The following is a 12,154-nucleotide window of genomic DNA, read 5'->3' as shown; positions in this document are numbered from 1 at the left end:
CGGATGGACGCCACGCCCCTACCCCCACAGGTCGTGATAAACGGCGTTCAGTTCAACGCAACGGCAGGTCAGCGCCCGGTGCGTGTTGATGGCTGCATCACAATTGCTGAGTTGTTCCAAAGCCGATGTGCCGAACTGGGCAGCCGAACGGCGCATCGCGAAAAAGACCTGGGTATCTGGAAGTCCTATTCCTGGGCCGATTACTGGCAGCATGCCAAATGGATCGGGCTGGCCTTGCGCAAGCTGGGGCTGGAGCGTGGCGATGTGGTCTCAATCCTGTCCGAAGATCGCAAGGAATGGGCCTGGCTCGACATGGGTATTCAGGGCGTTGGCGGTATCGCTTCCGGCGTCTACACCACGGATTCCGCCAGTCAGTTGCAGTATCTGATCAACGACAGCGGCAGCCGGTTTCTGATTGTCGAGGATGAAGAACATCTGGACAAGTTTCTGGGAATTGAGACCGAGGTTCCCGATCTGATCAAGGTAATCATCCTTGAGGACGAAGGATTGCATGACCTGAACCATCCGCGCTGCATGATGATCGACGAGCTGTTCGCCTTGGGCCAAAAGGCAGAACTGGCCGAGCCCGGGCGCTTCGAAGCGGAAATTGCATTGGCCAAACCGCAGGACACTGCCTTGCTGGTCTATACGTCGGGCACAACCGGTCAGCCGAAAGGCGCAATGCTTAGCCATGAAAATATCCTGGCCGCCGTCGAATCCGCGGCACGGGCGCTGCCAGCGCTGCCTGGCGATGAACAGCTGTGTTTCCTGCCTCTGTGTCACATTCTGGAACGTAATGTCTCGGTCTATTTTCCTTTGGCGGCCCGCTGCACTGTCAATTTTGCCGAAAGCCCTGAAACCGTATTTGCAAACCTTCAGGAGGTCTCGCCGACAACCTTCACAGCGGTGCCAAGGGTTTGGGAAAAGATCTACTCACACGTCCAGATCCTGACGCAGGAAGCCACACCTTTGGGGCGGCTGGCATTCGGCCTGGCATTGAAAATTGGTGCGCGCCGTGCCGGATATCTGAGTGCCGGCCAACCTGTTCCAACCGGCGTCGCCACCAGATTCTGGTTCTGGGATCAGCTGGTTTTGAAAAACCTTCGCCGAATGCTGGGCTTGGACAAACTGCGACGAGGAGGAACGGGTGCTGCCCCAATCTCGACCGATCTGCTTAAATGGTACTGGTCCATCGGCGTGCCGTTAGTGGAAGGGTTCGGGATGACCGAAACTTCGGGCCTTGCCACGCTCAACACCACAGACAGCAATAAGATCGGAACCATAGGCAAAGCCGTCGAAGGGTGCGACATCCGCATCTCGGACGATGGTGAAATCCAACTGAAGGGCCTGAACATTTTTCAAGGATACTGGCGCAACAACGCGAAGACGGCAGAAACCTTCACCGCCGATGGCTGGCTGCGTACGGGGGATATGGGGTCAATAGATACGGATGGCTATGTCACCATCACGGGCCGCCTGAAGGATATCATTATCACCGCGGGGGGTAAGAACATCACCCCAGCCGAGATCGAAAGCCGCCTTAAGTTCAGTCATTATGTCGCGGACGCAATCATTATCGGGGACAGGCGCAAATTTCTGACGGCACTGATCATGATTGATCAGGAAAATGTCGAAAAATACGCGCAAGGCCATAAAATCCCATTCTCGAATTTTGCCTCGCTATGCGCAGCACCGGAAATCAGGCAGTTGATCAGTTCAGAAATTGCCGCTGTGAATGCAGAATTTGCGCGGGTCGAGCAGGTCAAGGATTTCCGTCTGATTGACGTCCTGCTGACCGCTGAAGACGACGAGCTTACAGCCACGATGAAGCTGAAGCGCGGATTGGTGGAAAAGAAACACGGGCATCTGATCGAAGACATGTACACTTGACCAAAAGATTAACGGGAGGAAAGAGATGAAGAAATTACGTAACAGGCTGGCGGTCGCATCATTGCTGACGGCAACGGCAACACTTGGTTGGGCGCAAACACAGGGCGTGACCGATGATGAGATTGTCATTGGTTCTGTCAACGACCTGAGCGGGATTTTCGCCGCAGTGGGTGTTCCGGCGACCAAAGGTGCAAATGTCGTCTTTGATCGGGTGAATGCGGCTGGTGGCGTGCACGGGCGCAAAATTCGTTACGTGGTCGAAGACAATGGCTATCAGATGCCGCGAGCCATGCAGGGCTATAACAAATTGCTCAATCGCGACAAGGTATTTGCCATGTTGCAGTCGCTTGGAACGCCGATGAACATGGCAGGATTCAAGCTGTTGGATCCCAAGGGCATTCCCAACGTGGCGCCACTTACTGCTGCGCGTCAGATGTTGCAGGAACCCATGCGGAACAAGTTCACCTCTTTCTCGACCTATTTCGATCAGGCGCGTGTCGGTGTGAACTATCTGGCAGGCGAGTTTGGATCAAAGACGGTCTGCACCATGTACCTGCCGACAGATTTTGGTGAGGAAATTCTAGAAGGCAGCAAGGCCGGAGCCGAAGAAGCCGGGATCACTTTTGGATCAGAAACCACTCACAAACCGGATGAGACGGATTTCGTTGGATCGCTGAGCAAGCTCAAGGAAGAGGGTTGCGATATCGTCACCATGGCGCTTGGGGTGCGGCAGGCGATCACTGTCGTGGGCACCGCTAAGAAAATGGGCCTGACCGATATGAAATTTCTCGGCACCTCGGCCAGTTTCCTGACGGTCGTGGCGCAGGTACCCGGTGGCGTGACCGATGGATTCTACGCGGCGGCTTCGTGGCAGGATCTTTGGGCGCGTGCGGATCAACCTGCTCCGGCGGCATTTATCGAGGAGTACAAGGCAGCCACGGGCGAAGATCCGGTCGGATTTGCCATGCTGGGTTATTCGGCGGCTGAAATGATGGTCAAGGCGTTAGAAGCCGCAGGACCCGATCTGACGCAGGACAGTTTCATCGCAGCGATGGAAACGCTGGATTATCAGGACGATCTGGTTGGCAACCATATCACCTATGGCCCTGAAGACCATCAGGGCGCGGATACTGTGTTCGTCAACGTTGTTGATAACGGTGCGTGGAAACTCGTTTACGAAGAATGAATCCCTGACCAGCGCAAAGCAAAAGGGCTCGCAAGTGCGAGCCCTTTCTTTTGGGTATTCCCGGCGAATTAACGCTTCGAGAACTGGAACGAACGGCGGGCTTTGCGCTTACCGAATTTCTTACGTTCCACAACGCGGCTGTCGCGGGTCAGGAAGCCAGCGGCTTTCAGGGCACCACGCAGGTTCGGATCATAGAGTTGCAGCGCTTTCGAGATGCCGTGCTTGACCGCACCGGCCTGACCGGTCAGGCCACCGCCTTTGACGGTTGCAACAACGTCGAATTCACCTTCTACGCCGGCAACCTGGAACGGCTGGCGCAGGATCAGCTGCAGAACAGGGCGTGCAAAATAGACGTCCTGATCTTTGCCGTTCACGGTGACTTTGCCGGAACCCGGCTTGATCCAAACGCGGGCAACAGCGTCTTTACGTTTGCCAGTGGCGTAGGAGCGGCCCAGCTCGTCACGTACGGGTTCACGCACGATGACTTCTTCGGCCACGGTTTCAACGCCTGCGACGGCGCTCAGCTCTTCGAGAGTATTGATCTGATCAACCATCGGTCATTAGCTCCGGGTGTTTTTCTTGTTCATGGACTTGACGTCCAGAACTTCGGGGGCCTGGGCCTCGTGCGGGTGCTCGGCACCGGCATAGATACGCAGGTTGGTCATCTGCTGGCGCGACAGGCGGTTGCCTGGCAGCATGCGCTTGACGGCCTGGAAGACCACGCGCTCGGGGTGTGCACCTTCCAGAATCTGCTGTTTGGTGCGCGACTTGATGCCGCCGGGGTGGCCAGTGTGCCAGTAGAAGTTTTCTTCGCGCTTCTTACCAGTCATCTGGATTTTGTCAGCGTTGATCACGATGACATTGTCGCCCATGTCCATGTTCGGAGTAAACGACGCTTTGTGCTTGCCACGCAGGCGCATGGCGACGATCGAAGCAAGACGGCCCAGAACAACGCCTTCGGCGTCGATCAGGATCCATTTCTTGTCGATGTCTGCAGGTGTTGCAGAAAAGGTTTTCATGGCAGGATAGTCCTGTTTGATGTGAAAGACCGCCCCAGCGGAGCGGCCCGAATTCGATGGACGGGTTTTATGAGGTGCCTGCACGCAGGTCAAGCGGCACTTTCCTTATTTATATAAATAAAAACAAAGTCTTGCAAAATAGGTATTATTTTACCCCACCTTCAAACGCTGATTTGTTCTGGCGGATTGTCCAATAGAACACGCAGGCGCTGCATCGCGTCCTCGAACCGTTCAAGCGACACATGACCATTCATGGCGATACGGACCGCGTTCGGCGCGCGCCCATCGCGCAGCGCGAACTCGTCGGCGGATCGGAGTTGTATCCCTTCCCGCTCGGCCGCGCGACTGAATGCAGCCGACCGCCAGCCAGACGGAAGGTTCAGCCAGACAAAGGGAACGTCAGGGGCCCAGTTCAGATCAAACCCACCCAAGGTATTGACAGCAACGCGTAGATAATCCCCCATCCGCGTACGCACATCCCTGGCAATCTGGCGCGTGCGCGGATCGGACAGCAGAAGGCGGGTCAATTCCGCCAAGGGTTGGGCCAATCCGAAATATCCGTATTCAGCGGACCGGCGCAGATCCACACTTCTTTCTCTGGGGGCGATAGCAAAACCCACACGCAATGCCGGTGTCAGAATTTTCGAGATTGATGACACATGCCATCCCCGTTCAGGCGCCAGCGCCCGAAAGCTGGGCTCTCGGGCATCGCCCATGCGATAGCAGTCATCTTCAATGATCTGCAAATCAAAGCGCCGGGCAATCTCAACGATTTCCTTTCGACGCGCCAACGGTGTGTGCGCGCCCGTTGGATTTTGAACTTCTGGCGACACGCAGACGGCCTGCGCTGTGGTCTGGCGCAGAACATGCTCTAGCGCCGCGGGATCGACACCCCATTTGTCCATCTTTACACCGACCACTTCCGCCCGCATCAGTTCACCTGCACGGCGGAACCCGGCGTAAGACAGGTCCTCGACCAGTACGACAGGTTTGGGCCCGCGCAGGATCGTCTGAAACACAACGCAAAGCCCGTTCTGGCCACCGTGTGTCAACACAATATCATCATGGGTCAGCGCGCCCAGCGGGAGGTCTGACAACCAGTCCACAACCGCCTGTCGTACGGGCTGATACGCATCGCGCGTCGGGTAATTCAGAAACAAACCCGGATCGGCTTGCGAAACTTTCTTCAGACATTCACGGATCAGGGACACCTGCCCCATATCTGCCAACCTTGGGCTGAACAGGCTTACATTGGCATTGCACTTGTCGTCCCGAAGGTGCAGTTGTCGCGCCCAAACGTCGTCAAGAATGGGCGATTTTGGCGGCGCAACAAATGTACCACGCCCGACTTCGGCTTGTAACAACCCCTCATCTGTCAGGATTGTATAGGCGCGCGCGACTGTCCCAGGTGTTATTTGCAGGCGATACGCCAGTTCGCGCACCGGAGGAAGTTTGACGCCGACTTCCAAAGATTTGTTATCTATGGCTTTTCGAATTGTGTCTGCGACTAGAGTGTATTTCGGTCCTTTGGATTTCGGCAGCACCTCTGGCCAAATTGTATCCATTACAATTCTTCCTTTGCTTTTGACACAATTTCGAATGTATCAGTCATGTGTACCAAGTACAGCTATTTTGTGTCAATACAATTTGAAAGGAATTCCGAGATGACACGCACAATGCACACCCCCGCCCTTCTGCTGCTGACCGACAGCCCCCGGCTGCCTCTGGCCGCCGCACTGGCCGTGCGGTTTGCGGCGGCGGTCACTCAATGGGAACGCCGTCGTCGCAGCCGCATTAACCTTAGTTATCTGGATGACCGCTTGCTGAGAGATGTCGGTCTGACACGCCATGATGCGCGCAGCGAGGTAAAGCGCCATTTTTGGCAGATTTAACTGATCCCCAGTCCCATTATTGGGACCTCTTCCTGGCCGGGGCTTGTCCCCGGTCTTTTTTTATCCGAACTTCGCCGCCGCAGACCCTGCAGGTGGCAGGGAATAGGTCATCGTCGCTCTGGCAACAGGGTCTTCCGCGCCGTCGGAATACATCAGCACGTCACCGACGGCCAAAGACCGGCCCAGTTTCAGCAGGCGACATCTGGCGATCATGTCCGTGTTGCCTTTTGGTTTGCGCAGAAAGTCCAGGGAACTGTTCGTTGTGACCGCCAGGGATTGACGCCCTTTTCGCGCCAGAACCATCGCGTATACACAAACATCGGCCAGCCCAAACATGGATGGCCCCGAAACCGTGCCCCCCGGCCGCAGATGCTGATCCTGCACAACAAGGCGCATGGTGATTGTATCTTGGGTCAGGTCTTCGACGACAAAGTCTTTATGCACCTGTGGGAAAACCTCCTTTAGGTATTGTGACAGTTCGTCCCGGTTCATTGCCAACGCCATGCTTTCCCTCCTGCTCATACCGACTTAGAGTTGGCCCAACATGGGATCGGAGGGCAAGATGGCAATTCTGGAACGTAACGACACCGGCGCTGTTGCAAGGCTTACAATGAACGCCCCAGAGCGGCTGAACGCGCTGAGCGACGAGATGCTTTCGGCGCTTCAGGCTGAACTGGACACGTTGCGTAAAGACACGTCGATCCGGGCAGTGATCCTGGCGGGTCAGGGCAAGGCTTTTTGCGCCGGGCACGACCTGAAACAGATGACGGCCGGACGCCAGTCCGAAGATGGTGGCAAGGCTTATTTCAATGACCTGTTTTCGCGCTGCGCGAAGGTGATGATGTCGATCCAGTCCCTGCCCCAGCCCGTCATCGCACAGGTCCACGGCATTGCAACCGCCGCCGGGTGTCAGCTGGTGGCCACCTGTGACATGGCCGTCGCCGCCGAAGGCACACGGTTTGGGGTGAACGGGGTCAATATCGGCTTGTTCTGCTCGACCCCCATGGTGGCCCTCAGCCGCAATATCCCCAGAAAGCAGGCATTTGAGATGCTGACAACCGGAGACTTCATATCAGCCGAACGTTCTGCCGATCTGGGTTTGGTCAACCGCGTTGTCCCCGAGACACGGCTTGAACACGAAGCCAATGCGCTTGCAGAACTGGTCGCCTCCAAACTGGGAGCCGCGGTCAAAATCGGTAAAGAGGCGTTTTATCAACAGCTTCTGATGCCGTTGGATCAGGCCTATGCCTATGCCGGCGACGTCATGGCGCAGAACATGCTTTACCGGGATACAGAAGAAGGCATTTCAGCCTTTATCGAAAAACGTCCCCCAAATTGGTCCCAATAAAGCAATTGTTTTGCACATTTTTCGCCACTGTTTTGAATTTTGCACTTTTCAAAAGGGCGACTCTGTGGCAAAGCTGGGTCGAGGCCAAGGCCTCAGGACACTTTTGGGTCGCCGTGGGCGGAAGGTCCCTCCAGCTGGTCTCTCTCACCAGCGCTGACAATCCCGCAGCGGCGACCCCAAGACACCTTCCATAAAATTCGCGAAACCGCTTTGCCTCAGTTGCGCCCGATTGTGGTCTGCCCTATGTGGCATCGCATGACACAAGTTTTGCATATTGTAGGCGGCGGCATGGCCGGGTCAGAAGCGGCCTGGCAAGCTGCTGAAATGGGCGTGGATGTTGTGATTCACGAAATGCGTCCGACCATCGGCACCTTTGCACACCAGACCGGCAACCTGGCGGAAATGGTGTGCTCGAACTCGTTCCGTTCGGATGATGATGAGCAGAACGCAGTGGGCCTGCTGCATTGGGAAATGCGCGCCGCCAATGGGTTGATCATGACAACAGCCGATGAACACCGCTTGCCAGCCGGTGGCGCTCTGGCTGTGGATCGTGACCCGTTTGCAGAAAGTGTGACTGCAAAACTTCGCGCCCATCCGCGCGTGACGGTAACCGACGAAGAAGTAACGACCCTGCCCGACGAAGGTCAGTGGGTCTTTGCGACCGGTCCCCTGACGTCGTCCGCGCTGGGTCAGGCCATCCAGGCCGAGACAGGGTCTGACGCACTTGCCTTTTTCGACGCCATCGCACCGATCGTCTATGCCGAGAGCATCGACATGAGCAAAGCGTGGATGCAATCACGCTACGACAAGGGCGAGACTGAAGAAGAGCGGACAGCCTATCTGAACTGTCCGATGGACCGGGATCAGTACGAAGCCTTCATAGATGCGCTTCTGGCAGCAGATAAAACCGAATTTCACGAAGGAGAGACAGCAGGTTACTTTGACGGCTGTCTACCCATCGAGGTTATGGCCGAACGCGGTCGCGAAACGCTGCGCCATGGTCCGATGAAACCGGTCGGGCTGACCAACACGCATGAGCCCGATGTGAAACCGCATGCAGTGGTGCAGCTGCGCCGTGATAACGCGTTGGGCACCTTGTTCAACATCGTGGGTTTCCAGACCAAGATGAAGTATGGCGCCCAGACCGACGTGTTCCGTATGATCCCGGGTTTGGAAAATGCCAGCTTTGCCCGGTTGGGCGGCATCCACCGCAACACGTTCATCAACTCTCCCACGCTTTTGGATTCGCAAATGCGGTTGAAATCCAAACCCAACATCCGGTTTGCCGGACAGATCACGGGCGTCGAAGGCTATGTAGAAAGCGCCGCGATGGGGTTGCTGGCTGGTCGGCTTGCCGCTGCTCAGATTTTGGGGCGTGACCTGCCAACCGTTCCGCAAGACAGCGCAATGGGTGCTTTGATCCATCACATTACGGGCGGTGCCGAGGCCAAGACCTTTCAGCCGATGAACGTGAATTTCGGCCTGTTTCGCCCCGTGGATGGCCTGAAAGGCGGGCGCCGGGGTCGTAAAGACCGGTACAAGGCCTATACCGACCGGGCCAAAGCTGAATGGAGTACCTGGTTGGAACATTGCTGACTGGACGCGTAATGCGGTCTCGGCCTAGCATGCTGGAATGAACGACACGTTTCTGAACAGCACATACAACCTCAGCACGCCTGAAGCGACTGAAGCGCACTATCAGAACTGGGCTGCGACCTATGAAAAGGAAGTTGGTGAACACGGTTACGCCACGCCGGGCCGTGTAGCTGCGGCTTTGTGGTCTTTCGCACCGAAGCCTCAGACACCTATTCTGGACTACGGCTGCGGCACCGGGTTGTCAGGGCTTGCCCTGCGCGCTGTCGGCTTTGAGGTCATCGATGGGATGGACCCAACAGAGAACATGCTTCAGGAAGCCGCCAGCAAGGGCGTTTACCGAACATTGACCGGATTCGATATCGCCAAGCCTGCGCCGTTGAAACGTGGGGAGTACACGATGATCACTGCTATTGGAGTGATTGGAAAAGGTGCTGCCCCGCCCGAGACACTGGATTTGTTGATGCACGCACTGCCCAAGGGTGGTTTACTTGGCTTTTCGCTGAACGATCATGCGTTGGCGGACCATAAATTCACCTGCCGTCTGACGGATTGGGTCGACATGGGGGCAGCACGTTTGTTATTTCGTGAACACGGCCCCCACCTGCCTGGGATCAACCTTAACTCTGACGTGTATGTATTAGAAAAAGCGTGACTCTTGTAACGCGCTTTGCGCCATCCCCAACAGGCCCCCTTCACCTTGGTCACGCGTATTCTGCGTTGGTTGCCAGCGATAGGGCCGCATCTGAAAGCGGCCGGTTCTTGCTGCGAATTGAGGATATCGATCGATCCCGCTCACGACAGCTATGGGAGGATCAGATATACAGCGACCTCAGATGGCTGGGGCTGACATGGCCTGAACCCGTAATGCGCCAATCGGATCGTATGGACGTTTACCATAAGGCGCTGGACCAGCTATGGGCGCAGGGGCTTTTGTATCCGTGCACGTGTAATCGCAAAGATATAGCAGCAGCAGCCAGTGCGCCGCAGGAAGGCGCGCCGATGCTTGGACCCGACGGGCTTGTTTATCCCGGGACCTGTCGAAAAAGGTTTGTTGGCAAAGATTTATCGATCCTTCCTCGTCCAACTCAGGACCCCTTGCGATTGGACGTGGTCAAGGCGTGTCGGGCAGTCCGCAACCCCGACAGGTATCGGTTTCTTGAGCTGGGTTCGGGTCCGGGCGGCGAAACCGGTATTACCACTTTCACGCCTGATGAGTTGATAACCACCATAGGTGATGTTGTTCTGTCTCGCCGTGACATGGGGACGTCGTATCATTTGTCCGTCGTACTTGACGATGCTGCTCAGGGCGTAACACAGGTGGTTCGAGGACGGGACCTGTTTGACGCGACCCGCATCCACGTTCTGTTGCAGGCGTTACTGAACCTGCCGACACCCGAGTATTTCCACCATGATCTGATCCGCGATGGTGCAGGCAAACGGCTGGCCAAACGCGACGATGCCCGCGCGATTTCAAAATACCGGGCCGAAGGAGCCAGCCCCGACGACATTCGCCGAATGGTTGGGCTTTGACCCCTACTCCATTGGCGCCATCAGTTCAGTTTCGATCCCATCCCGAACGGCGGTAAAAAAACAGGTTCGTCGGTTGGTATGGCAGGCTGCACCGGTTTGACGGACCAGAACCAATAGGCAGTCCCGGTCGCAATCGATCCGGAAATCCACCAATTCCTGCACATGGCCCGAGGTTTCGCCCTTGATCCAGAAGGCCTGCCGCGAGCGCGACCAATAGGTTACCCGCCCGGTTTCAAGGGTCTTCTCAACCGACTGCACATTCATCCAGGCCATCATCAGAACTTCGCCTGATGTTTCATCCTGCGCAATCGCCGGGATCAGACCCGCCTCATTAAATCTCAAGGTAAAGGGATCAAACACGACTGGGTCAGACATCTTAAAAACCTTTTGCAACCGGTGGGCTGGCCACTATGTATGGGTAACACACGACGAGGGAAAGCCATGAGCGGCGAGAACGACCTGATTAAGCTGTACTCCGGGCGCATTCTGGCGCTGGCTGCGGATATTCCGTATCTTGAACGACTGGAAGATCCCGATGCAACTGTTAAGAAACGCTCACCTTTATGCGGATCGACTGTAACTGTGGACATCAAGGTTCGCGATGGTCAGATCAGTGCCTTTGGTCAGGACGTCAAGGCCTGTGCTTTGGGGCAAGCGTCCGCCTCGGTCGTCGGAGATGCAATAATTGGCGCGTCGCGGGCGCAGGTCGAAGCTGCGCGCGATCAGTTGGCGGCCATGCTCAAGACTGGTGGCCCTGCACCCGATGCGCCGTTTGACGGGCTTGAAGTGCTTATGCCCGCACGGGATTATAAGAACCGCCACGCGTCGATCCTGCTGGTTCTGGATGCCGCGGCTGAGGCTATGGCGCAGGCTGAACAGGCAAACTGCGCCTGATTATAGCTATTTGGCGTAAACCCGTTTACCCTCAGCACAGATTTCAGGAGGGATGGGTTTGAATAATTTGCTCGAGCATTTCGTGACGCTTTGGGTCGTTATCGACCCGATTGGAACAATTCCCGTTTTCATCGCAGTTACGGCCGGATTGGACGCGGCAGGCCGGCGGCGGACAGCGCTGTTAGCAGCCGTGATAAGTGCTGCCGTATTGCTGTTCTTCCTAGTATTTGGTCAGGTGCTGATTGAAGCGCTGGATATCGGGCTGAATTCGTTTCAGGTCGCTGGCGGTATTATCCTGTTCCTTTTTGCCCTGACGATGATCTTTGGTGAGAGCAAACAAGAGGTTGAACAAAGGCAAGCCGAAGAAGACCGTGAAGACGCGTATCACCAGCAGAACCCGGCGATCTTCCCGCTTGCCGTGCCTTCACTGGCATCGCCCGGTGCAATGCTGGCAATCGTTATCCTGACGGACAACCACCGCTACAGTATCGCAGATCAGGGTATCACAGCGCTTGTCATGCTTTCTGTATTGCTGGTTGCGTTTGTGCTGATGCTATTGGCCGAGCCCATCATTCGGCTGATCGGTCATTCAGGCGCGGCAATCATCAGCCGTGTCATGGGCATGATCTTGGCCTCGGTAGCTGCTAACTCAGTCCTGTCCGCGCTGTTGGAAATCTTCAAAACCGGCCAATTGTAAAAAAAGCCGCCGCGCTTTCCGGGCGAAAGGGCGGCGGCAGGTATTGCGTGTCTCGTGTGGGGTCCGGTGTACCGCGCGGGGCCGAGGCATGGCCCCTCAAGG

At 56.2% G+C, this 12,154-nt stretch carries 14 protein-coding genes; 9 read left to right on the top strand and 5 right to left on the bottom strand.

Going from position 1 to position 12,154, the window contains the following annotated elements; translation table 11 throughout:
• The first annotated feature begins 3 nt into the window (after nucleotides 1-3).
• Nucleotides 4-1,890, top strand: coding sequence for an AMP-dependent synthetase/ligase (locus AC2FND_RS06620; protein WP_496768680.1), 1,887 nt, complete (start codon nucleotides 4-6; stop codon nucleotides 1,888-1,890).
• A gap of 25 nt (nucleotides 1,891-1,915) precedes the next feature.
• Nucleotides 1,916-3,076, top strand: a complete 1,161-nt coding sequence (locus AC2FND_RS06615; protein WP_496768678.1) for an ABC transporter substrate-binding protein — start codon at nucleotides 1,916-1,918, stop codon at nucleotides 3,074-3,076.
• A 68-nt stretch (nucleotides 3,077-3,144) separates the two neighbouring features.
• Here the strand turns inward: AC2FND_RS06615 and rpsI are convergent, their stop codons facing one another.
• The 3 genes from rpsI to AC2FND_RS06600 all read right to left on the bottom strand — a co-directional run bounded on the left by rpsI (nucleotide 3,145) and on the right by AC2FND_RS06600 (nucleotide 5,660).
• Nucleotides 3,145-3,630, bottom strand: coding sequence for a 30S ribosomal protein S9 (gene rpsI / locus AC2FND_RS06610; protein ID WP_209503959.1), 486 nt, complete (start codon nucleotides 3,628-3,630; stop codon nucleotides 3,145-3,147).
• 6 nt (nucleotides 3,631-3,636) lie between these two features.
• The gene (gene rplM / locus AC2FND_RS06605) at nucleotides 3,637-4,095 is read right to left on the bottom strand and encodes a 50S ribosomal protein L13 (RefSeq protein WP_209503960.1); all 459 of its coding nucleotides are present in this window, start codon (nucleotides 4,093-4,095) and stop codon (nucleotides 3,637-3,639) included.
• A 161-nt stretch (nucleotides 4,096-4,256) separates the two neighbouring features.
• Nucleotides 4,257-5,660: an aminotransferase-like domain-containing protein gene (locus AC2FND_RS06600; protein ID WP_496768676.1), complete on the bottom strand. Its 1,404-nt coding sequence runs from the start codon at nucleotides 5,658-5,660 to the stop codon at nucleotides 4,257-4,259.
• A 99-nt stretch (nucleotides 5,661-5,759) separates the two neighbouring features.
• Here AC2FND_RS06600 and AC2FND_RS06595 point away from each other — a divergent pair, with 99 nt between their 5' ends.
• The gene (locus AC2FND_RS06595; RefSeq protein WP_496768674.1) at nucleotides 5,760-5,987 is read left to right on the top strand and encodes a DUF1127 domain-containing protein; all 228 of its coding nucleotides are present in this window, start codon (nucleotides 5,760-5,762) and stop codon (nucleotides 5,985-5,987) included.
• A 60-nt stretch (nucleotides 5,988-6,047) separates the two neighbouring features.
• Here the strand turns inward: AC2FND_RS06595 and AC2FND_RS06590 are convergent, their stop codons facing one another.
• Complete coding sequence (locus tag AC2FND_RS06590) at nucleotides 6,048-6,491, bottom strand: PaaI family thioesterase (RefSeq protein WP_496768672.1); 444 nt, start codon at nucleotides 6,489-6,491, stop codon at nucleotides 6,048-6,050.
• Between the two features lie 58 nt (nucleotides 6,492-6,549).
• On the opposite strand from AC2FND_RS06590, the gene AC2FND_RS06585 reads away from it, so the two are divergent.
• The 4 genes from AC2FND_RS06585 (at nucleotide 6,550) to gluQRS (ending at nucleotide 10,461) form a co-directional block, all read left to right on the top strand.
• A complete protein-coding gene (locus AC2FND_RS06585; RefSeq protein ID WP_496768670.1) occupies nucleotides 6,550-7,335 on the top strand; it encodes an enoyl-CoA hydratase in 786 nt (261 codons plus the stop codon).
• Between the two features lie 255 nt (nucleotides 7,336-7,590).
• Nucleotides 7,591-8,931 (top strand): methylenetetrahydrofolate--tRNA-(uracil(54)-C(5))-methyltransferase (FADH(2)-oxidizing) TrmFO, encoded by a 1,341-nt coding sequence (gene trmFO / locus AC2FND_RS06580; protein WP_496768669.1) that lies wholly within the window; start codon nucleotides 7,591-7,593, stop codon nucleotides 8,929-8,931.
• Nucleotides 8,932-8,968: 37 nt separating this feature from the next.
• Nucleotides 8,969-9,583 (top strand): class I SAM-dependent DNA methyltransferase, encoded by a 615-nt coding sequence (locus AC2FND_RS06575; RefSeq protein WP_496768668.1) that lies wholly within the window; start codon nucleotides 8,969-8,971, stop codon nucleotides 9,581-9,583.
• Nucleotides 9,580-10,461: a tRNA glutamyl-Q(34) synthetase GluQRS gene (gluQRS, locus tag AC2FND_RS06570; RefSeq protein WP_496768666.1), complete on the top strand. Its 882-nt coding sequence runs from the start codon at nucleotides 9,580-9,582 to the stop codon at nucleotides 10,459-10,461. Before AC2FND_RS06575 ends, gluQRS begins: the two co-directional genes overlap by 4 nt.
• A gap of 3 nt (nucleotides 10,462-10,464) precedes the next feature.
• Here the strand turns inward: gluQRS and hisI are convergent, their stop codons facing one another.
• Nucleotides 10,465-10,854, bottom strand: a complete 390-nt coding sequence (gene hisI / locus AC2FND_RS06565; protein WP_496768665.1) for a phosphoribosyl-AMP cyclohydrolase — start codon at nucleotides 10,852-10,854, stop codon at nucleotides 10,465-10,467.
• 48 nt (nucleotides 10,855-10,902) lie between these two features.
• On the opposite strand from hisI, the gene AC2FND_RS06560 reads away from it, so the two are divergent.
• Both AC2FND_RS06560 and AC2FND_RS06555 read left to right on the top strand, forming a co-directional pair.
• Entirely contained in the window at nucleotides 10,903-11,355 is a 453-nt protein-coding gene (locus AC2FND_RS06560) for an iron-sulfur cluster assembly scaffold protein (protein WP_209503969.1), read from the top strand.
• A 58-nt stretch (nucleotides 11,356-11,413) separates the two neighbouring features.
• Nucleotides 11,414-12,052, top strand: coding sequence for a MarC family protein (locus AC2FND_RS06555; protein WP_209596212.1), 639 nt, complete (start codon nucleotides 11,414-11,416; stop codon nucleotides 12,050-12,052).
• The last annotated feature ends 102 nt before the right edge of the window (nucleotides 12,053-12,154 follow it).

The organism is Ruegeria sp. BHSB056, assembly GCF_059613305.1.
This window is presented reverse-complemented; position numbering and strand designations above follow the sequence as displayed.

Bases quoted from the DNA above. Each gene is read 5' to 3' on its own strand.
- rpsI (WP_209503959.1), bottom strand. From the start codon at position 3,630: ATGGTTGATCAGATCAATACTCTCGAAGAGCTGAGCGCCGTCGCAGGC.
- AC2FND_RS06575 (WP_496768668.1), top strand. From the start codon at position 8,969: ATGAACGACACGTTTCTGAACAGCACATACAACCTCAGCACGCCTGAA.
- trmFO (WP_496768669.1), top strand. From the start codon at position 7,591: ATGACACAAGTTTTGCATATTGTAGGCGGCGGCATGGCCGGGTCAGAA.
- AC2FND_RS06590 (WP_496768672.1), bottom strand. From the start codon at position 6,491: ATGGCGTTGGCAATGAACCGGGACGAACTGTCACAATACCTAAAGGAG.
- AC2FND_RS06615 (WP_496768678.1), top strand. From the start codon at position 1,916: ATGAAGAAATTACGTAACAGGCTGGCGGTCGCATCATTGCTGACGGCA.
- AC2FND_RS06560 (WP_209503969.1), top strand. From the start codon at position 10,903: ATGAGCGGCGAGAACGACCTGATTAAGCTGTACTCCGGGCGCATTCTG.
- AC2FND_RS06585 (WP_496768670.1), top strand. From the start codon at position 6,550: ATGGCAATTCTGGAACGTAACGACACCGGCGCTGTTGCAAGGCTTACA.
- AC2FND_RS06595 (WP_496768674.1), top strand. From the start codon at position 5,760: ATGACACGCACAATGCACACCCCCGCCCTTCTGCTGCTGACCGACAGC.
- rplM (WP_209503960.1), bottom strand. From the start codon at position 4,095: ATGAAAACCTTTTCTGCAACACCTGCAGACATCGACAAGAAATGGATC.
- AC2FND_RS06600 (WP_496768676.1), bottom strand. From the start codon at position 5,660: ATGGATACAATTTGGCCAGAGGTGCTGCCGAAATCCAAAGGACCGAAA.
- AC2FND_RS06620 (WP_496768680.1), top strand. From the start codon at position 4: ATGGACGCCACGCCCCTACCCCCACAGGTCGTGATAAACGGCGTTCAG.